Source organism: Deinococcus sp. JMULE3, from assembly GCF_013337115.1.
Classification (GTDB): domain Bacteria; phylum Deinococcota; class Deinococci; order Deinococcales; family Deinococcaceae; genus Deinococcus.
Map to the genome: position 1 here is coordinate 1,528,028 of NZ_SGWE01000004.1, position 20,476 is coordinate 1,548,503.

General features: G+C 62.7%; 14 protein-coding genes and 1 tRNA gene. 4 read left to right on the forward strand and 11 right to left on the reverse strand.

Features of this window, described 5'->3' with window-relative positions:
• Positions 1-220: 220 nt before the first annotated feature.
• On the forward strand, positions 221-1,228 hold the full coding sequence (locus EXW95_RS10250) for a transposase family protein (protein WP_174368799.1): 1,008 nt from the start codon (positions 221-223) through the stop codon (positions 1,226-1,228).
• A 540-nt stretch (positions 1,229-1,768) separates the two neighbouring features.
• Here the strand turns inward: EXW95_RS10250 and EXW95_RS10255 are convergent.
• The 7 genes from EXW95_RS10255 to EXW95_RS10285 form a co-directional block, all read right to left on the reverse strand.
• Positions 1,769-2,233, reverse strand: coding sequence for a GNAT family N-acetyltransferase (locus EXW95_RS10255; protein WP_371810002.1), 465 nt, complete (start codon positions 2,231-2,233; stop codon positions 1,769-1,771).
• Positions 2,230-2,721, reverse strand: a complete 492-nt coding sequence (locus tag EXW95_RS10260) for a GNAT family N-acetyltransferase (protein WP_371810003.1) — start codon at positions 2,719-2,721, stop codon at positions 2,230-2,232. The genes EXW95_RS10255 and EXW95_RS10260 overlap by 4 nt, the downstream gene beginning before the upstream one ends.
• A 2-nt stretch (positions 2,722-2,723) precedes the next feature.
• On the reverse strand, positions 2,724-3,950 hold the full coding sequence (locus tag EXW95_RS10265) for an argininosuccinate synthase (protein WP_174367379.1): 1,227 nt from the start codon (positions 3,948-3,950) through the stop codon (positions 2,724-2,726).
• A 313-nt stretch (positions 3,951-4,263) separates the two neighbouring features.
• Entirely contained in the window at positions 4,264-4,803 is a 540-nt protein-coding gene (locus EXW95_RS10270; protein WP_174367380.1) for a hypothetical protein, read from the reverse strand.
• 148 nt (positions 4,804-4,951) lie between these two features.
• A complete protein-coding gene (locus EXW95_RS10275; protein ID WP_174367381.1) occupies positions 4,952-5,455 on the reverse strand; it encodes a hypothetical protein in 504 nt (167 codons plus the stop codon).
• Positions 5,456-5,582: 127 nt separating this feature from the next.
• On the reverse strand, positions 5,583-6,059 hold the full coding sequence (locus EXW95_RS10280; protein ID WP_174367382.1) for a hypothetical protein: 477 nt from the start codon (positions 6,057-6,059) through the stop codon (positions 5,583-5,585).
• Positions 6,060-6,156: 97 nt separating this feature from the next.
• Positions 6,157-7,278 carry a pyridoxal phosphate-dependent aminotransferase gene (locus EXW95_RS10285; protein ID WP_174367383.1) on the reverse strand — a complete coding sequence of 374 codons (1,122 nt, stop codon included), beginning with the start codon at positions 7,276-7,278 and terminating at the stop codon, positions 6,157-6,159.
• Positions 7,279-7,457: 179 nt separating this feature from the next.
• Between EXW95_RS10285 and EXW95_RS10290 the strand changes: the two genes are divergently transcribed.
• From EXW95_RS10290 to carB, 3 genes are all read left to right on the forward strand, one after another.
• Complete coding sequence (locus EXW95_RS10290) at positions 7,458-8,525, forward strand: diguanylate cyclase (protein ID WP_174367384.1); 1,068 nt, start codon at positions 7,458-7,460, stop codon at positions 8,523-8,525.
• A gap of 224 nt (positions 8,526-8,749) precedes the next feature.
• The gene (locus tag EXW95_RS10295) at positions 8,750-9,826 is read left to right on the forward strand and encodes a diguanylate cyclase (protein ID WP_174367385.1); all 1,077 of its coding nucleotides are present in this window, start codon (positions 8,750-8,752) and stop codon (positions 9,824-9,826) included.
• 109 nt (positions 9,827-9,935) lie between these two features.
• Entirely contained in the window at positions 9,936-13,010 is a 3,075-nt protein-coding gene (gene carB, locus EXW95_RS10300; RefSeq protein WP_174367386.1) for a carbamoyl-phosphate synthase large subunit, read from the forward strand.
• Positions 13,011-13,387: 377 nt separating this feature from the next.
• Here carB and EXW95_RS10305 read toward each other — a convergent pair whose 3' ends face one another.
• The 4 genes from EXW95_RS10305 to EXW95_RS10320 all read right to left on the reverse strand — a co-directional run bounded on the left by EXW95_RS10305 (position 13,388) and on the right by EXW95_RS10320 (position 20,371).
• Positions 13,388-16,510, reverse strand: a complete 3,123-nt coding sequence (locus EXW95_RS10305; protein WP_174367387.1) for an ATP-binding protein — start codon at positions 16,508-16,510, stop codon at positions 13,388-13,390.
• Between the two features lie 587 nt (positions 16,511-17,097).
• A complete protein-coding gene (gene speA, locus EXW95_RS10310) occupies positions 17,098-19,005 on the reverse strand; it encodes a biosynthetic arginine decarboxylase (protein ID WP_174367388.1) in 1,908 nt (635 codons plus the stop codon).
• 227 nt (positions 19,006-19,232) lie between these two features.
• Positions 19,233-19,308: transfer RNA gene (locus EXW95_RS10315), tRNA-Asp, on the reverse strand.
• Between the two features lie 13 nt (positions 19,309-19,321).
• A complete protein-coding gene (locus EXW95_RS10320) occupies positions 19,322-20,371 on the reverse strand; it encodes a diguanylate cyclase (protein WP_174367389.1) in 1,050 nt (349 codons plus the stop codon).
• Between the last annotated feature and the right edge of the window lie 105 nt (positions 20,372-20,476).

Here is a 20,476-nt window from a genome sequence, read left to right on the forward strand (position 1 = left end):
TTCAATTCCCTCGCCTTCGTCAATGAGTCGTCCAGCCACTCCTCGTACCAGTCGAGAAATGAGGGTGCCGTCGGCACGATGCCGGCCGATGCACACCGTGAATCCGTCCAGATCTGCCCTGCGGCCCAGCCATTGAGCACCAGGAGCGTTTCGTGTCCGCAACCGACATGACTCAAGACCTGTTGCGCAGTAGAGGTCGGAGCAGGTAGGTTCAAGGGTGTTGCGGCTTGAGAAGCTGAAATCCAGGGGGCGGTCCTTTGAACGGCTGGTGGGGTTGAGTCCTGCCGAGTTTGACCAGCTGCTGATTGAACTGGAGCCCTTGTGGGAACGGAGTCATCACCGCTCCCTTTCCCGCGCCGGACGGGTCCGGCGCATCGGAGCGGGCAACACCTTCAAGCTCGACCTCAGCCAGCGACTGCTGGTCACGCTGCTCTATCTGCGACAGTACTTCACCATGCATGTTCTGGGCATCCTGTTCGATCTGGACGCGGCGAACATCTGCCGGAACATCCATGCCCTGCTGCCGGTCCTGGAGCAGGCGTTGCCTGCTCCCCTCCGTCCCCGGACGCTCCAGGCCGAGCCGGATGAGGCTCCTGGAGGGGCGAGCAGGAACCCGAGGAAAATACGCTCTCTGGAGGAGTTTCTGGAGATCTTCCCCGAACTGACCGACGTGATCGTGGATGGGACTGAGCAACCTCGCGGGCAGCCGAAAGTGAAGAAGGGGGAGAACCCCGGCAAGAAGGCGGTCGGGCGGCCCAAGGACAAGAAGCGCTTTTACAGCGTCAAGAAAAGGACCCATACCCTGAAAACCCAGGTGGCGGTGACGCCCGAAGGACAGATCGTGCACCTCAGTGCGACCGCCAGCGGTCGCACCCACGACATGAAGGTGCTGCGACGTTCCCGACTGATGAACCGACTGCCCAGGCACGTCCGGGTGTGGGGAGACCGGGGCTATACCGGAATGGAGAAGGTCTATCCGGACTGGGAAACCATCGTGCCCGCCAAACGACCGAAGAACGGCGAGTTGAGCAAGGAGCAACGTGAGCTGAATCGGCTGATCTCCAAGGTGCGGATCAGCGCTGAGAATGCCATCGGCCGCATCAAGAAATTTCGCGTCTGCAAGGAGTTTTTCAGGAATCGGACCTCACAGCACGGCGTGATGTGGGGGTGTGTCGCCGGACTCGTCAATCTCCGTTGGCAACGCCGCCACCACCTCTGCACGCCCTGAGCGTAGGGACAGATCAGTGGGGAGCCGATTCGCGGCTCCCCACTGATCCTTCAACTACTGCGCAACAGGTCTTCACTTGCAACGTCCCCTGGGTGTGTCGGTCACTGAAGTAATCGTCCTCCCACTGCCGGTACTGCTCCTGTTCAGCTTCGGCAACTGGTCGGTTCATGTAGTCATCCAGCTGCCCACTGCGACTCAGTGACTCCCAGGTGTGTCCGCCGAAGAGTGGCTGCCACGCTTCTCGATGCGGAAATTCAACGTCCCCTGCCGCTCTGCCACGCAGGGAGAGCGACTGTTGTAGAGAGTGCACTCCGTAATCCGGGCCTGCGCCGCCATTCCCGATGCACCTCAGGAACGCTGCGTAATCTTCAGGCAGCTTCAGCCCATTGGCCGCACAGATGCCCCCCATCTCCTCATCACTCAGAGGGTCGCCGAGAACGTAACGGTGGTCCTGGGCACCAAAAATCCGGCACCGTTGATCCGCCGCTTTCAGGGCGTCCAGCTTGGCCCTGATCCACTCAAGTCTGACTGACAGAGTCGTCAGCACACGCCCACCGCTTTCACCAGCACCACCGGGGCGGGGCTGTCGGGGTGGGCGTGCGCGTAGGGTTCGTCGGTGACGGTGTACCCGAGCCGGTCGTAGAAGGGCAGCACGTCCAGGTTGAACTGGCTGACGGCCAGCAGCACGCGGCCGTAGCCGCCCATGCGGGCGACGTGTTCCACTTCGCGGACCAGGGCGCGGCCCACGCCGAGGCGGCGGGCCTGCGGCAGGGTGGCGAGTTTGTTCAGGGTCAGGGTGCGGTCGCCGTCCGGGCGGTAGCCGACGCAGCCCAGCACCTCGCCTGCGCCCACGGCGAGGAACCCGCCGGAGCCGGGGGCCAGCAGGGACCGTTCGAGGTCGGCGGGCGTGGTGCGCGTCCAGCTGCTGCGGGGGTCCATTCCGGCGGCCATCATGACGGCGTGGAAGGTGGGGATGTCGTCCGGGTTCACGGGGCGCAGCGTCACGGCGTCCCTCCGGTCAGCAGGAGTTTCAGTTCGGCCTGCGGCGTGAAACCCAGCGCCTCGTAGGTGGGCCGCCCGGCGTCCGACGCGGTCAGGGTGACGATGTCCACGCCCCGCGCGCGGCACTCCGCGAGTGCGGCCTGCATGAGGGCGCGGGCGAGACGCTGCCCCCGCTGCGCGGGCTGCACGTACACGTTCAGCACATACGCGCGGGTCGTGGCGGTCGTGTCGGCGTTCGGGGGCAGGTCGGTCCAGAGGATGCCCGCCCCGGCGATCACCTCTCCCCCACCCTCGATCAGCAGGCCGGTGTACGTGCCTGCCGCGAGGGTCCGGGCGTGCCACGACACCCCGGCGTCGTGCACGGCGGCCAGCCGCGCGGGGTCGCTGCCCATGTCCACGAACATCGCGTCCCGCTGCGCCTGAACGAGTGCCGCGTCAGCGGGCGTGGCGAGGCGCAGGGTGCAGTGGGGGGGCAGGGCGGCGTCCGTCACGGTCAGACCTGGGCGGGTTCTTTCGCGTCGGCTTTGGCTTTCACGCGGGCCTGGACGCGCATGCGCAGGGCGTTGAGTTTGATGAACGCGCCGGCGTCGTGCTGGTTGTAGTCGCCGCCCGCCTCGAAGCTCACGAGGTCCTTGTCGTACAGGCTCTGGGGGGCCTTGCGTCCGGCGACGATGACGTTCCCGCGGTACAGCTTCAGGCGGGCGGTGCCGGTCACGGACTGTGCGACGTGGTCGAAGTACACCTGGAGTGCCTCGCGTTCGGGGGCGAACCAGAAGCCGTTGTACACGAGTTCGGCGTACTTGGGGCTCAGGGCGTCGCGCTGGTGCAGGACTTCGCGGTCGAGGGTGAGGCTCTCGACGGCGCGGCGGGCGTGGTACAGGACGGTGCCGCCGGGCGTCTCGTAGACACCGCGTGATTTCATGCCGACGAAGCGGTTCTCGACGAGGTCGAGGCGGCCCACGCCGTGCTTCCCGCCCAGTTCGTTGGCCTTGGCCAGTAGCGCGGCGGGGCTCAGTTTCTCGCCGTTGATGGCGACGGGGTCGCCGTTCAGGAATTCAACCTCTACGTATTCGGGTTCACTGGGGGCTTCGGTGGGGTCCACGGTGAGTTTGAACATGTGGGCGGGCGGTTCGGCCCAGGGGTCCTCGAGGATGCCGCCCTCATAGGAGATGTGCAGGAGGTTGGCGTCGGTGCTCCAGGGGTCCTTCTTGGTGGTGGGGACCGGGATGCCGTGTTCGTGGGCGAAGGCTTCGAGGTCGGCGCGGCCCTGGAAGGTCCAGTCGCGCCAGGGGGCGACAGTGACGATGTCGGGTTTCAGGGCGTAGGCGGTCATCTCGAAGCGCACCTGGTCGTTGCCCTTGCCGGTCGCGCCGTGCGACACGGCGACGGCGCCTTCCTTCTCGGCGATCTCGACCATCTTCTTGGCGATCAGCGGGCGGGCGATGCTGGTGCCCAGGAGGTAGTAGCCCTCGTACAGGGCGCTGGTGCGGAACATGGGGAACACGTAGTCGCGCACGAACTCTTCACGCAGGTCCAGCGCGTAGGCGGCGACGGCGCCGGTGTTCAGGGCCTTGACGCGGGCTTCCTCGACCTCGTCGCCCTGGCCGAGATCGGCGGTGAAGCAGACCACGTCGTAGTTCTTCTCGGTCTGGAGCCATTTGAGGATGATGCTGGTGTCCAGGCCGCCGCTGTACGCGAGCACGATCTTGTCTTTGGTCATGGTTCGATTCTCTCCTGTCTGCGTGAAGGGGGTGCAAGGGGCAGCACAAGACCTCCCGGCGTGAACGCGCCGCCTGTGAACCCGGTGGGGTCAGGCGGTCGGTTTCAGCGTCGGGAGGTCAGGATCTGCATATGCATGTATGGTTATACGCAGTTTGCGTATAGCTATGCACAGGAGGCTAGCAGGGCCAGCCCGGAGGGTCAAGGGACGTGTCCAGTCCAGCCGCACCGCAGCAACAGAAAGAAGCCGCCCGCAGGCGACTCCGGTCAGATCAAAGATTCAGGGGGCGATGCGGGGGCAGCCGCGCGGGAAATCAACGCAGGGTGAACAGCACCCCCACGCGGGGTTTCAGGAACAGCCCGGCCGCGTCCCGCTCGGTGTACTGGGCGCCGCTGTCCGCCTTGATCTTCAGGAAGGACACGCCGCCCGCGAGTTCCGCGAAACCCGTGAAGGCCGGGGTGGTCGTGACGCGCAGGCCCACCAGCAGGGTCGGCTCCAGGGTCCGCACGACGTTGGTGCCGCTGAACACCAGGGTGGAGCCCATGCCGCCACCCACATACGTCTGCGAGAGCGGGTCGCTCAGCACGGTCTGCAGGTACGCGACCTCGCCCCCGAAGCCCAGGCGGCCCAGTCCGTACAGGTTCGGCAGGAGTTCCGCCTCTATGCGCAGGGTGGCCGCGCGGTCCAGGTCGAGCAGGTAGTGCGCCCCGACGCCGAAGGAGGGGGCGGCCGTCACGGACTGCCCGCCGGACTGGTACACGGACGCGTTGCCGGAACCGCTCAGGCCGACGCGGTCGGCGGCGGCAGAGGACACGGAGCCCAGCAGGGCAGCGGCGATCAGAACACGCTTCACGCGCGTGAGGATAGTGCAGAGCCGCGGAAGACCGCACCGGCGGGGACAGCAGGAGGCAGGTCCAGGAGGCGGGTCACGGGGCCAGGAAACGGCGGCGGCCACCCCGTGCCAGCGTGGCCGTGCCGGGGGTGGCCGCCGGGGTGCGCCGTCAGCGCAGGGTGTAGTTCACGCCCAGACGCAGGCCGTAGCCCCGGTCGAACCGCGTTTCGCTGGCGCTGTTGCCCTGGCTGTCGGTCGCGTAGGCGGTGGTCACGCGCGGCCCGACGCTAAGTTCCGTGAAGAGGCTCAGGCGATCGTCCAGGTTGAAGTTCAGGCCGCCCAGCACGTTGGGGTACATGCTGAATGCGGCCACGGACACGTCGCCGCTGCCGCCGAACGCAGCGGAGAGGCCCAGGCCGACGCCGTAGTACGGCTGGACGTCCTGCCTGGCAGGCGCGGTGTGGCGCAGCCAGGAGTAGTCGCCGGACACGCCGATCATGCTGACGCCGTCCACGGCCACGGCCAGGGGCAGGCCCAGGCCCAGGCGGGTGGAGTCGGTGGCGGTGGTATCGCGTTCGAACTGCACGCCGAACAGGTACGCGCCGATCTTCTGGGCGGCGCTGGCGCTGGAGAGGGTGGCGAGGATGGTGGTGGCGAGAAGGAATTTCCGCATGAGCGCAAACATTAAGGTCTGGTCTGCCCACCCGCAGCCGATTTCCGGCTGCCGGGCTAGACGTCTGCGGGTCAACAGGGCGCGGGGGAACCCCCGGTAGAGGTTCCCCCGCGTCAATGACGGACGATCAGGGCAGGCGGTAGTTCAGGCCGACGCGGGCGTTGCTGCCGAAGGTCACGGGGCTCTGGTCGGTCCCGCCGATCGTGAGGACCGGGCCGACGCTGCCTTCCACGAAGAAGCTCAGGGGATCGGTGACGTTGTAGCGCAGGCCCAGCGTGCCGTGGGGGTACACCGCGAGGCCGCTGCCGTTGCCCAGCGCGACGCCGGCGCTGATGCCCAGGCCGTAGTAGGGGGTCAGGCCGCCCAGTTCGGAGCCGGTACCGACGAAGTCGCCCAGGTAGTCCACGCTGGCGCCGACGCTCAGGCGGTTGAAGTTGAAGGACGTGGCGTCCAGGTTCAGGCCGTAGCGCATGGCGCTGGCGCCGGTCAGATCGGTCTGGTAGTGGATGGTGGCGCCGGAACCGACGGAACCGCCGATGTAGGTGGCGGCCGAGGCGCCGGAGAGGGCGGTGAGGGACAGGAGGCCGAGCAGCGTCTTCTTCATGTCCCGGAGCATAGACGGATGTCCGATTTCCGCATAAGGGAAAATCCCTTACAGAACGCTGATGTCATGTTTATTACAATCTCATGCTCCGGTCAGGTCAGCGCCCTGGCACCGTCTGGGCGCGCATGCAGTCCAGGGCCAGATCGACCTCCGCGCCGGACTTGCAGAACGCCCAGCGGGTCAGCCCCGCCGGCGCGGCGTGCCGGGCGTAGAAGGCCTCGCCGGGAATGACCGCCACGCCCGACTCCAGCAGCGAATCGGCCGTCCAGTGCGGGTGCAGCGCCGTCAGGAAGTACGTGCCGCGCGGCTCGAAGACGGTGGCGCCCAGGTCCCGCAGGCCCGACGCCAGCAGGGTCATGCGCGCCGCGTAGCCCGCCCGCAACTCCGCGTAGAACCCGGACTCGCGCGCGACGGGCAGCGCCGCCGCGACCGCCGCCTGCAGGGGCGCGGGCGCGCTGAAACTCGTCACCTGCCGCAGGCCCAGCACGCCCGGCGTGAGGCCCGGCGGTGACACGATCCACCCGACGCGCCAGCCGGTGGCTTCCAGCCTCTTGCCGGCGCTGCCGACCGTGAAGGTCCGCTCGGGCGCCAGGGTCCGCAGCGGGGTGGGACGCGCCCCGAAGTACAGTTCGTCGTACACCTCGTCACTGACGATCCACAGGTCGTGCTGGCGGGCCAGCGCCACGATCCCCGCCAGTTCCTCGTCCGTGAACACCGTACCGGTGGGGTTGAACGGGCTGTTCAGCAGCAGCGCCCGCGTGCGCGGCGTGACGGCCGCCGCCAGCGCACCCAGATCGAACTGCCAGCCGCGCGCCGGGTCCAGCGTCATGGGGACGGTCACGCCGGTCGCGCCCGCCAGCGCCACCTGCGGCAGGTACACGTCGAACACGGGTTCGAGCATCAGCACCTCGTCACCGGGACCGGCCAGGGCCAGGGTCAGGAGGTGCAGCGCCTCGGTCGCGCCGCAGGTGACGGTCACGTCCGCGCCGTCCACACCCAGGTCCGCGCCCAGCGCGTCCCGCAGCGCCGCGAGACCCGCCGGGGGCGCGTACTGATCGAAGCGGCCCAGCGCGCCGCGCGCGGCGTCCAGCAGAAACGCGGGCGGCGCGGCCGACGGGAACCCCTGACCGAGGTTCACCGCGCCCCGCTGCGCCGCCAGACGGCTCATGCGCGCGAAGATGCTCTCCTGGGCGGCGGCGCGCGGGTGCAGGTGTGGCATGAGCGCAGTCTGCACCCGCCGCGCCCGCCCGGCGCGCGGCCATGCAGACAGCCCCACGCCTCTCCCCTGCTGGTCCTGCTGGTCACCCGGTCCCCCGTGAACGAGCGGCGAAAACCGCACATTGACGGGCTGACCCGTGAGTTCCCGTTCAGACCACCCACCCGAGAATGAGGGCACGCATGCCCACCGTCCGCATTCCCCCAGGCAGCCCGGAAGCGCAGTACCGCCGGGCGGGGCTGATGATCGTCATGACCTGCCTGCTGCTGACGAGCGTCGTCACGCTGCTCCTGAGTGGCCCGCTGGAGGTGCAGCGCACCGACCGGCTGCTGCTGGGCCTGCTGGTCGTCAAGAACGCCGCCTACCTGCTGTGGCTGTGGCGCGCCCCGCAGCAGTTCCAGCTGGTGGGCGCGCTGGAACTGGGCGGCGAGATCCTCGCGGCGCTGTACCGCATGCACGACGTGCTGCTCCTGGATCACACCGCGCACGGCCTGAGCGGGTACTCGTACTGGCTGGCACTGCCGTACCTCGTGGCGTCCCTGACGTTCCCGGCGGGCGCGGCGCTGGCGGCCGTCACGCCGTACCTGCTGGGCCTGGGTGTACTGGGCGCCGCGTACTGGCAGGCCGACGCCGTGCCGGACGTGCTGCGGCAGGACAACACGAACGCGTGGTTGCAGATGCTGCTGATGCACACGACGTTCATGGCGGTCATCACGCTGCAGCAGCAACTGCGCCGCCGCTACGCGCACGCCGTCGCGCTGGCCGAACGCAAGTCCGCGCAAGCGCTGCTGGACCCGCTGACCGGCCTGCCGGGCCGCCGCGCGCTGCACGACCTGCTGGACGGCCCGCACGCGGACCTGAGCGTCGTGTACTTCGACCTGGATCACTTCAAACGCGTGAACGACACGTACGGGCACGACGTCGGGGACGACGTGCTGCGGCACGTGGCGCGAGGGGCGCGGGCCAGCGTCCGCGCCGGGGACCGCGTGGGCCGCTGGGGCGGCGAGGAATTCCTGATCCTGGTACGCGGGGACGCCGGGGTAGCCGCGCAGATCGCCGGGCGGCTGCGGGAGCACCTGCGCGCCCACCCGCACCCCGTGGCGGGCGCCGTGACGATCAGCTGCGGGGTCGCGCAGCGCCGCCCCGGCGAGGACACCGCCAGCGCGCTGCGCCGCGCCGATCAGGCGCTGTACGCCGCCAAGCGCGCCGGGCGGGACACCATCGAACTGGCCCCGCCGGACGCCGCCTGATACGGATTCCGTTTATTTCGTTAACAACCCGGGACAGCACCGGGTTGCCAACTCCACGTCCGGAACCCGTTTCTCTCCTTCTCTGCTCCGCAGCTCTGCGAGTCACATCCGCTCGGATTGAATGGTTTTATAAGCCATTCAATCGGAATCAGTATGACCACCCCACGGGCGTTCATGCCGCGTCCGTTCAGGGGCGTGTCAGGCCCGGTCCGTAGCCTGGGAGCATGACCACAGCCCCCCTGCCGCTCAGTGACGCGGAATTCGCGTTCCGGCGCGGCAGTCTGCTGACCGTACTCGGCGCGGTGCTGGTCGTGAGCCTGATCACCCTGAGCGTGCAGGCGCACTGGAACTTCAGCTTCACGGACCAGCTGCTGCTGTCGCTGCTGGCCGTGAAGAACGCCGCGCTGCTGACGTGGCTGTGGCGCTCACCGGGCGCGTTCCGGCTGGTGGGATTGATCGAACTGACCATCCAGGCGTTCACGGTGCTGCTGCGGCTGTACCTGACGCTGCACAGCGCGCCGGGCTTCCACGGACTGGGCGGGTACGCGGTGTGGATGATCTTCGTGTACCTCGTGGCGTTCATCGTGCTGCCGGCCCGGCAGGCGCTGCTCGTCAGCGGCGCGGTGTTCCTGGGGCTGCTGGGCATCGTCACGGCGTACGCGCTGGACCCCGCGACCGACCCGGCCATGCGGGTCGGGCTGGGCAACCCGCTGCTGCAGACCATGCTGATGCACGCGACGTTCATCGCGCTGCTGGGCTGGCAGCAGCACCTGCACGGGCAGTTCGTGCGGGCGCTGTTCAGCGCGCGGCGCGCGGCGACCCTGGCGCACCTGGACGACCTGACGGGCCTCCCGAACCGCCGTCAGCTGGGCCGCTGGCTGGACGGGAACCTGCGGGAAGCGGGGGCGCTGAGCGTGATCCTGCTGGACCTGGATCACTTCAAGCGGGTGAACGACACGTTCGGGCACGACGTGGGGGACGAGGTGCTGCGTCAGGTGGCGGGCGTGCTGCGCGGCAGCGTGCGGGGCGGCGAGCGCGGCGGGGACCGCGTGGGGCGCTGGGGCGGCGAGGAGTTCCTGATCCTGGTCCGCGGGGATCTGGACACCGCGCAGATGATCACCGGGCGGGTGCGGGCGCAGCTGGGCGCGGCGCGGCACCCGCAGGTGGGCGCGGTGACGGTCAGTTGCGGGGTCGCGCAGGCACTGCCGGGCGAGGCCGCGCACGACCTGCTGCGCCGCGCGGACGAGGCGCTGTACGCCGCCAAGCGCGCCGGGCGCGACACGGTCGAGATCGCCGCCTGATCCGGACCGCGCGGGTCACCCACCGGGGAGAGGGTGTCCCGGATGACTGCATAAGTTTGCATGCACCTTACCTTTCGGGGGGCGGAGCGTGTTAGGCTACTTCTCTGGAATGCCTAAGCGTACTGACCTCCAGACCATCCTGATTCTCGGCAGCGGCCCCATCCAGATCGGGCAGGCAGCCGAGTTCGACTATTCCGGCACGCAGGCCCTCAAGGCCCTGAAGAAGGAAGGCTACCGGGTGGTGCTGGTGAACAGCAACCCCGCGACGATCATGACCGACCCGGACCTGGCGGACGCCACGTACCTGGAACCCCTGACGCCCGAGTTCGTGCGCCGCGTGATCGAGAAGGAACGCCCGGACGCGCTGCTCCCCACCCTGGGCGGGCAGACGGCGCTGAACCTCGCCATGGACCTGAACGCGAACGGCACGCTGGAGGAGTTCGGCGTGGAACTGATCGGCGCGAACGCCGCCGCGATCAGGAAGGGTGAAGACCGCGAGGAATTCCAGGCGGCCATGAAGAAGATCGGCGTGGAAACCGCGCGCGGGCAGATGGTCCACTCGATGGAGGAAGCCGTCGAGTACCAGAAGCAGATCGGGCTCCCCATCGTGATCCGGCCCTCCTTCACGCTGGGCGGCACCGGCGGCGGCATCGCGCACACCTACGAGGAGTTCCTGGCGATCACGGAAGGCGGCCTGCGCGACAGCCCCGTCACGAGCGTGCTGCTGGAGGAATCGATCCTGGGCTGGAAGGAGTACGAGCTGGAGGTCATGCGCGACCACGCCGACACGGTCGTGATCATCACCAGCATCGAGAACTTCGACCCGATGGGCGTCCACACCGGGGACAGCATCACGGTCGCCCCCGCGCAGACCCTGAGTGATGTGGAGTACCAGCGGCTGCGCGACCAGTCCCTGGCGATCATCCGCGAGATCGGCGTGGACACCGGCGGCAGCAACATCCAGTTCGCCGTGAACCCGAAAGACGGCCGCGTGATCGTCATCGAGATGAACCCCCGCGTCAGCCGCAGCAGCGCGCTGGCCAGCAAGGCGACCGGCTTCCCCATCGCCAAGATCGCCGCGCTGCTCGCCGTCGGGTACCACCTCGACGAACTGAAGAACGACATCACCCTGTCCACGCCCGCCTCGTTCGAGCCGAGCATCGACTACGTCGTCACGAAGATCCCCCGTTTCGCGTTCGAGAAGTTCCCCGGCACGCCCGACGCGCTGGGCACCCAGATGCGCAGCGTGGGCGAGGTCATGGCGATCGGCCGCACCTTCAAGGAAAGCCTCCAGAAGGCCATGCGAAGCATCGAGTCCGACGTGCGCGGCGCGTTCGCCGCCATGTCGATCGAGGACCTGCGCGGGCTGCTGTACGGCAACCCCCGCCGCCTGGAAGCCGTGCTGGAACTCCTCCGCCGCGGCGAGACCACCGAGGCTCTGTTCGACGCCACCAAGATCGACCCGTGGTTCCTGAGCCAGCTGAAGGAGATCATCGACGCCGAGACCGAGATCACGCAGCTGGGGCCCATCGGCGAGTGGAAGTACGAGATCTGGCGCGAGGTCAAACGCCTGGGCTTCAGCGACGCCCGCATCGGCGAGATCGTCGGCCTGAGCGAACTCGACGTCCGCGCGCTGCGCAAGGAAGCCAAGGCCACGCCCGTCTACAAGACCGTGGACACCTGCGCCGCCGAATTCGAAGCCTTCACGCCCTACCACTACAGCACGTACGAGTGGGAGGACGAGGTCCGCAGCACCGACAAACCCAAGGTCGTCATCCTGGGATCGGGCCCGAACCGCATCGGGCAGGGCGTCGAATTCGACTACGCCACCGTCCACGCCGTCTGGGCGCTGCAGGAAGCCGGGTACGAGACCATCATGGTCAACAGCAACCCGGAAACGGTCAGCACCGACTACGACACCGCCGACCGCCTGTACTTCGAACCCCTGACGTTCGAGGACGTCATGAACATCGTCGAACACGAGAAACCCGTCGGCGTGATCGTGCAACTCGGCGGGCAGACGCCCCTGAAGCTCGCCCGGCGACTCGCGGACGCCGGAGCCCCCATCATCGGCACCAGCCCCGAAACCATCCACGAAGCCGAGGACCGCGCCAGCTTCAACGCCCTGTGCGAACGCCTCGGCCTGCCCCAACCCAAGGGCAAGGTCGCGGAAACGCCGGATCAGGCCGCCGCGCTCGCCACCGAACTCGGCTTCCCGCTCATGGCCCGCCCCTCCTACGTCCTCGGGGGCCGCGCCATGCGCACCGTCCGCTCCATGGACGAACTCACCACGTACCTCAACGAGGTGTACGCCGCCGTCGAAGGGCAACCCAGCATCCTCCTCGACCAGTTCCTTGAGGGCGCGCTGGAACTCGACGTGGACACCCTCTGCGACGGGGAAACCGCCGTCGTCGCGGGCATCATGGAACACGTCGAAGCCGCCGGCGTCCACTCTGGGGACAGCGCGTGCATCCTCCCGCCCGTCACCCTGGACCCCGCCATCCTGGCGCGCGTCAAGGCCGACACGGAACGCCTCGCCCTGGAACTGGGCGTCAGGGGCCTCATGAACGTCCAGTGGGCCATCAAGGACGGCACCGCGTACATCCTCGAAGCGAACCCACGCGCCAGCCGCACCGTCCCGTTCGTCAGCAAGGCCGTGAACCACCCCCTCGCCAAGAGCGCCGCCCGCATCGCCGTCGGCCACACCCTCGCGCAGATCGGCCTCACCGACACCCCCACCCCCCCCATGTACAGCGTCAAGGAAGTGCACCTGCCCTTCCTTAAATTCAAAGGCGTCATCCCCACCCTCGGCCCCGAAATGAAAAGCACCGGCGAAAGCATGGGCATCGACACCGACCCCTACCGCGCGTTCTACCGCGCGCAGATCGGCGCGAAAAACAACCTCCCCACCAGCGGCACCGCCCTGCTGCTGGGCGACGGACTGGACGACATCGCCACGCAACTGCAGGCGGCGGGCCTGACCGTCACCCGCCAGCAGACCGAGCACCTCCCGGACCTGCTGATAGACGTGACCGGCAGCGAATACCTGCGCACCGCGCTGGAACGCGGCGTGCCCATCGTCAGCACCAAAGAAGCCGCCGAATGGACCGCCAAAGCCATCGCCGCCGCCAAAAACGACCCCCTGAACGTCAAGAGCCTCCAGGAATGGGTGAACCACCAATAAAATACCTGATAAAATCTCTTCAAATGCAGTTTAATCAATGACGTGAGTCAAAAGACCTGTTATTGAATGCCCCATAATCCCCAGTACATAGTTTCACTCGAGCAGTTTCGAAACCATAGAGGCGGCAAATTTTCGCCGCCTCTATTTTTATCTTTTCGAAAGCGCTAAAATATTAGCAATTTATATAACTAATACGGACTCCGGTTGAAAGGTTTGCAAAATCTTTCAACCCGAGCGGAGCGAGCGGGAGAGAAGCGGGTTCCGGACGTGGAGTTGACAGATCGGTGGAGTTCCGATCTGTTAACGAAACAAACGGAACCCGTATAATACTATTCGCTAGTTTTCCCTTTACATAATGAAATGCAAAACGCAAGCATTTAATAGTCCTCGACGTATCCATTCACGCCCTTTATCTCTCTTCTCCAAACCGATGGATCAAACACATGCACAGCATCAATATCGTTAAGCCTCAGTATTATCCGCAATACTTCCTCAGACATCTGATCCTCATAATACTCGCCCATCCATCTATTTGCAATCTCAATACTAACAGGAAATGCGCCACCAATAAATTTTGAACACATACTTAATGCAACCGCAGAGGAGATTAGCATATCATCATCAGTTGTGTTATTGAAAATCTCAATTAGACTTTTCAATATATCAGCTATTGGTGAGTCAGGTTTTATATAATAATTTCCATTACTACTAACACCATGGTATTTTTCATCTCCGATAAATATTACATTAGAATTAGCAATTTTCAGAGAACTTGTTCGAGACAGAGAACTACGCTCTCTCCCTCTAAAAATATCCGTAATTCTTGCCTGGCTTCTAATGCTTTGGGAAATCCAAAGGCTTTCAGATGGATCATGCTGACTCCACCGCATATCCAATCTCCTGAGATCAACATTAAATCTGATTAGGTCAATTTGCTTTCCATTAAATGCAAATTTATACGGATTGGATTGCATCTGCGAATCGGAAAGGATCGGCTCTTCGGGCATCTCCGAACTCTCCAATGAAAGCTCTTTCATGATGTTCTTTATAGACAGTGATACGGGGGCGTTTTTCAATACATTATTAACCGCGCTATTAAAATCCCAATCTATGACCCAGAAGGAATTATATTGATTTAACTGCTCTATAGAAATATTTTCCCTCTTATCTGCTATATCCACCAAAATGAGTGGGATCTTCTTAAGTTCTTCGTTAAGCAATTCCTGTCGTATAGGCCTGTATCTGCTATGACTCTCCTCGGTTATAGGAGGAAGTAGCCACTTAGCTTCCGCGACAGCCCAAGTCAAAGAAAAGTTTTTCTCATTGACGAGGTTATTGATTTCAGAAGTTATGTGGCCACCGTATGATGAATAGATTTGCCTCAGAAGTTTTATTAATTCCCCCGTAGATTCCAGGCCTGATCTCGCCACATTAGTTTTCGGAGCTTCCGAACCGGTTACGTTAGCAATAGCTGCTATTGAGTAGCCAACAAATCCCGGGGTGCCCGACTCGACGCGAATTCCCTCAATACACGTAGATATTGGCGTATATTCTATTTCCTGCCTATTACGCCAGGAATCTATCTTATAAAACTCCCATTCTTTAAAGTAGTTTGACCATTTTAAAGCATAAGATAAGGACAATCCGCCAACTTGGACAGTTTTTATTTTATATCCCGAAATCTGTTCTCCCCCTTCAACAAACGCCTTAATCCCGATTTCATCTAAGTAAGATAATAATGCCTTTTCGGTATTTTCATACCCAACTATATCAGCCTCTTCTCCATCTACAGACACTTCAACTTTACATACTGGGAATAGTATCCATTTTTTTGCAATGTTAATAACATCAAAGTCACCCAGACTCTGTCTTACCTTAATTGTTATAACCGTACCGCTCTCGGCTATTCCCATTTCAGATAGCGTTGATTTATCCAACAGACTAATAAGATATTTACCATGAACAGACCTCAATAGCAAATGCCGCGCCTGTTCGTCATCCGAATGAGATGTAATTACTTCGACTTCATCAGATATCATGAAACAAGAGAGGACTCCAATTCCAAATCTGCTGATTGAATTGAAATTAGGATGATTTTTCTTAAATTCTCTATCATGATATCGCGACGATCCGGCTTTCAGGAAATGGTTTTCGATTATCTGCTGACTCATACCTGTTCCGGTATCAATAATACGCAGCACCCTTTTATCTGAATCCCATTCTATTCTTATATAATCTTTCCTGTAATCACTATTTCCCTTGATGAAGTTTTTTAACTTAATAGCGTCTATTGAGTTCTGTACAATTTCCCTTACCACGACGCTTGGATCGTTATATAGAGTATGGCCAGTCAATAAATCTAGGATTTTTTCCTGATCTATTGAAAATGAAAATTGCTGCTTTAAGAATCCCTCTGAATTTACTCTGCTCTGATCAATTGATGACCAGGGAAAAATATAATTTCCGCCGCCTTTTGATTTTGCCGACTCGCACCACTTCTTATTCTGCTTTATTTCTTTTTCAGCCCACGTCAAATAAGAAGTAAGGCCGAAATAACCGTCAGCACTTGAAAAATCCGCGAAAACTTCAATTGCCTCAGATTGCTCCTCAGACTCGTTGCCCTTTTCATCGACTACAGTAATTTTTTTAGGTCTTATCCGAGTTACTGCATTTTGCTTTACCCACTCTATTTGACTTTTCGGGTTTTGAGGATTGATTAGCCTGAATTGTACTGATGGAGTTCTATCTGTTGTAATATGCAGTAAATCTGCCGTCCTTAGAATAATTGCAGCGTATTGGATATTTCCAGTTTCATCATCACTGTCACCATATGGCTGGGACACTATATACTTATCCAAATTATCCAGATCATTAAGATGATGACTCTCGCACACAAGGGCCAAGTCATTTCTAAATCTACTCGGAAGAACTGACATCAGCTCATCAACTTCTTTAAACATTTTCTCGCTGTATCCCAGCTCTGCATTAAATTTACCTTCTATCCACTTACGAATACGTTTAGCATGATTCGCTCTAACAAATTCCTGATATAAAAATTTTTCTCTTTCGATTTCGTCAGGATAATCAGAAAAGACCTCAGATTTGTAGTCTTCTCCATCCTTACCAAAAAATAAATTATCTTGCAGATATCTGTCAAAACCACTCTTATCTCGATTATTAAATTCATCCATAGTCACAATCAAGCCGAGATCATGAAAATAAATAGATAAGACTATAAGAAGATAATCAGCTCGCGACATACGAGCCTTTGTTTCGCTAGGAATAATCCACTCCGCAATGCTAAGCATCTTGTTTATGTGAGAAATATTATGAACCGTGTATTCAGAAAAAAGCCCATTTTTACCAAAGAGATCAAGGGCCTGACTAACCACATCTTTTATTCCATTGAGATTAATCTTATTAAAACTAACCAACTCCTGCGCCTTCTTCGCCTCTAATTCCAGGAAAGATGAAACAGCAACTGATTGATTCAGGGTCATGCCTAATGCTATCGAATTTCGGGGCCAGAGGGGGTAAAAATGAGAATTGCCTAGACTACCCACGTAATCTCTGAGCAAGGGCGGCACAATATGCGCGCCCGGTTCTGGTTGGCCGACCGCACGTACAGTGGGACGAAAGCGCATCGGTGCTATCTACGCCGTGGGATACGATTTGTCATAACACAGCGTGACTGATAGCGGCCCCGGTCACAAGACCGGGGTCGCTATCCGCATGGCAATTTGATCGAACGTCTGATGAATCGCTCGAAGCGGTCACGTCGGATTGCCACGCGGTTTTAGAAAAAAGCCTGTTACTTCGAGCCGATGCTGACGCTGGCCTGTGTGATGGAGTGATTATGAGGCATAGCAGACAGAACCCTAGGCGACGCATGTGGCGGTGTGTCTCGGAACGTTTGAATGCAGATGGAGATCAACCTTCAATGTCTGCCTGTGCTTCTGCTGGGGCGCGAGGTGGTGACGGGGGGCGGACTGGGCCAAAAAGCCAGAACCGCCCCTCTCCCCCATTCCGACCAACGCGCGGGAGGCGGGGACGCACGCTGCGCCCCGCCTCCCGCGTCCTGCTTCGCTCAGTTCTCGTATTCGAGGTACGTGTACCCGAGGAGTTCCTCGCCGTAGTCTTCGAGGAGTTCATGTTCCTGTTCGTTGGTCAGGATGCCGTTCTTGATGGCGGCGTCGGCCTGATCTTCGATGCTGTCGCGCAGCATGGGTTCCTCGTAGCCCATCGATTCGATCATGCGGCGGGCTTTCTGGCCGCGGACGAACAGGTCGATGTGGAAGCGGCCGCCGGGGCGCAGGGTGACGTGCGCTTCGCTGACCTTCCCGAAGAGGTTGTGGGCGCTGCCGAGCACGTCCTGGTAGGCGCCCATGAGGAACACGCCCAGGTAGTAAGGTTTGTTGCCGGGTTCGTGCAGCGGCAGGGTGGCTTTGACGTCGCGCAGGTCGATGAATTTCTCGATCTTGCCGTCGCTGTCGCAGGTGATGTCGACCAGGGTGGCCTGCCGGGTGGGTTTCTCGTTCAGGCGGTCCAGCGGGACGATAGGGAACAGCGCCTGGATGGCCCAGTTGTCCGGGAGGCTCTGGAACAGTGAAAAGTTGCAGATGTACTTGTCCGCCAGGACCTTCTGCAGGTCTTCCAGTTCATCCGGGACGTACTTCTCGTTCTGGATGAGTTTGGCGACCTTGCGGAGGATGGCGTTGAACAGCGCCTCGCCGCGGGCGCGGTCGGGCAGGGTGACGTAGCCGAGGTCGAAGAGGTTGTGGAGGGTCTGTTTGTCGCCGACGGCGTCGTTGTAGGACTCGCGGTAGTTCCGGGCGGTGATGTTCGCCAGGATGTCTTCCATGTCCTTGATGATCTGGTGGCTGTTCTCGTCGGCGGGGGCGAGGTCTTCGAGGTCGCGGGTGGGGCCGGTGACGTCCACGACCGGGAGGATCAGCACGGCGTGGTGCGCGGTGAGCGCCCGGCCGGATTCGCTGACGATGACGGGTTCGGGGACGCCTCGGGCCTTGCAGGTTTCCTGGACGGTGTACACGATGTCCGAGGCGTATTCCTGCACGGTGTAGTTCATGCTGGCGTAGAAGGTGGTCTTGGACCCGTCGTAGTCCACGCCGAGGCCGCCGCCGACGTTCAGGTACTTCAGCTGCGCCCCGGCGGCGATCAGGCCCGCGTACGTCTGCGTGGCTTCGCGCACGGCGACCTTCACGCGGCGGATGTCGGTGATCTGCGACCCGATGTGGGTGTGCAGCATGACCAGACTGTCGAGCATGTCCTCTTCCCGCAGGCGTTCGACGACGCGCAGGAGTTCGTAGGCGTTCAGGCCGAATTTTGCCTGGTCCCCGCCGGATTCCTCCCACTGCCCCGAGCCGCGCGCGTGCAGTTTGAAGCGCACGCCGATGGCGGGGCGCACGCCGAGCGCCTTGGCCTGCTTGAGGATGCGGTCGAGTTCGCTGTACTTCTCGATGGTGATGACGACGTTCTTGCCGAGGGTGCGGCCCCACAGGGCCAGTTTGATGAACCCGTCGTCCTTGAAGCCGTTGCAGCACAGCAGCGCGTCGGGGTGCATGCGCTGCGCGAGGCACAGCGCGAGTTCGGCCTTGCTGCCGGCCTCCAGGCCGTGCGCGTAGTCGTACCCGGCGGCGGCGATGCTCTCGACGACCACGCGGCGCTGGTTGACCTTGATGGGGAACACGCCCTGGTAGTGGCTGGTGTACCCGTACTCGGCGATGGCCTTCCCGAACGCTTCGTTCAGGTGCTTCACGCGGCCGCTGATCACCTGCGGGAAGCGCAGGATGACGGGCAGGCTCTCGCCGCGGTCGACGATCTCGTCCACGATGGCGCGCAGGGGGGCGTGCAGGCCGGGGGTGGGGGTGACCTCCACCTGGCCCTTGTCGGACACGCGGAACCACCCGCCGCTCCAGTTGGGCACCTGGTACAGTTCGGCGGCGTCGGTGGTAGAAAAACTTGCTGGGGTCGTCATTGAGGGGCGTCCTCCTCCGGTGGGGATAGGCTCGCCGTGCGCGGGGTTCGGAGGCCAGCTCGCGGACGCCGTGCGAAACCGGGCGCATGATACGGCAAACGGGTGCGCCCGCGTGTAGTCCGCACCTTCATGGGGGCCTTCATGCTCCAGGGGCCACGGTCCAGGCCCGCGCACGGGGGATCACATGAAGGAAGCGCCAACGGCGTTCACCGTGGCGCTTCCCTTGCTGGCGGTCCGGACGGGATTTGAACCCGCGACCTTCTGCGTGACAGGCAGATATGCTAACCGCTACACTACCGGACCAGCGGAGAGAAGGTTAACGGCCAGCGGCGCGCCTGTCAAGTGGGGGGGCGGGTGGGGCGAGCACCACGCGGTCCCGTCCGGCGTCCTTCGCGGCGCGCAGGGCCGCGTCGGCCCGCTCGAAGGCCAGCGTGAGGTCCTCCCCGGCGCTCAGGCGGGTCAATCCGGCACTGAGGGTGACGCGCTGCCCGCCCGTGAAGTGCCGCGCGGCGATCTCGCGCCGGACCGCCTCGACCAGCGCGGGGGCGTCGCCGGGGTCGGGGAGCAGCAGCACGAATTCCTCGCCGCCCCAGCGGTACGCCTCGCCGTGCCCGGCCAGGGTGTCCTGCATGACGTCCGCCACGGCGCGCAGCACGCGGTCCCCGGCGACGTGACCGTGCGTGTCGTTCACGCGTTTGAAGTGATCGATGTCCAGCACCGCCACCGCCAGGTCCCCGTCCGGGTCGGGCGGGCGTTCGTTCAGCGCGCGGCGGTTCAGCAGTCCGGTCAGCGGGTCGCGCAGACGGTCTCGTTCGCCCGCGTGGTAGCGGGCGTTCATCTGCGTGAACGTCAGGGCGTAGTACACGGCGGTCGCGCTGATCACCGCCACGAGCAGCGGCAGGTTCAGCAGCGGCCCCGGCTGCAGGCCCTGCGTCTGCCAGCGCCACACCAGCAGCGTCATGACGGTGGTCAGGACGGCGTTCAGCGTCAGCGCGGTGCGGGGGCGGTCCGCGAACAGCAGCGTCCAGGCCATCAGGGTGGCGGGCGTGAACAGCAGCGCGACCGACAGGGTGGCGGGCGTGCCGCGCAGGGTCTGCTGCGGTCCGGCCAGGGCCACCAGCAGCAGGAACGCGAGGACCACGCCCACGAACCCGTACCGGAAGACGTCGCGCGGCCGTTCGGGAAGCAGCAGGTGCACCAGGGCGCCCAGGGCCGCGATCAGGGTCAGGACCAGCAGGACCGGGCTGCCGCGCCACTCGCCACTGAATGCCAGCGCCAGGGTCACGGCGGGCAGTACCGCGCGGAAGTACAACCGACCCACCTGATCATGCAGTGGGGGGTCCTGGATGTGGGTGCGGTGTGGCATGCGGACTCCAGTGGCGGGCGCGGCGGACCACCCGCGACGCTGAGTGCAGGGTAGGAGGTGGGCCGTGGCGGAACTCTGACATCCACTCGATTTCGCCGCTGCGTG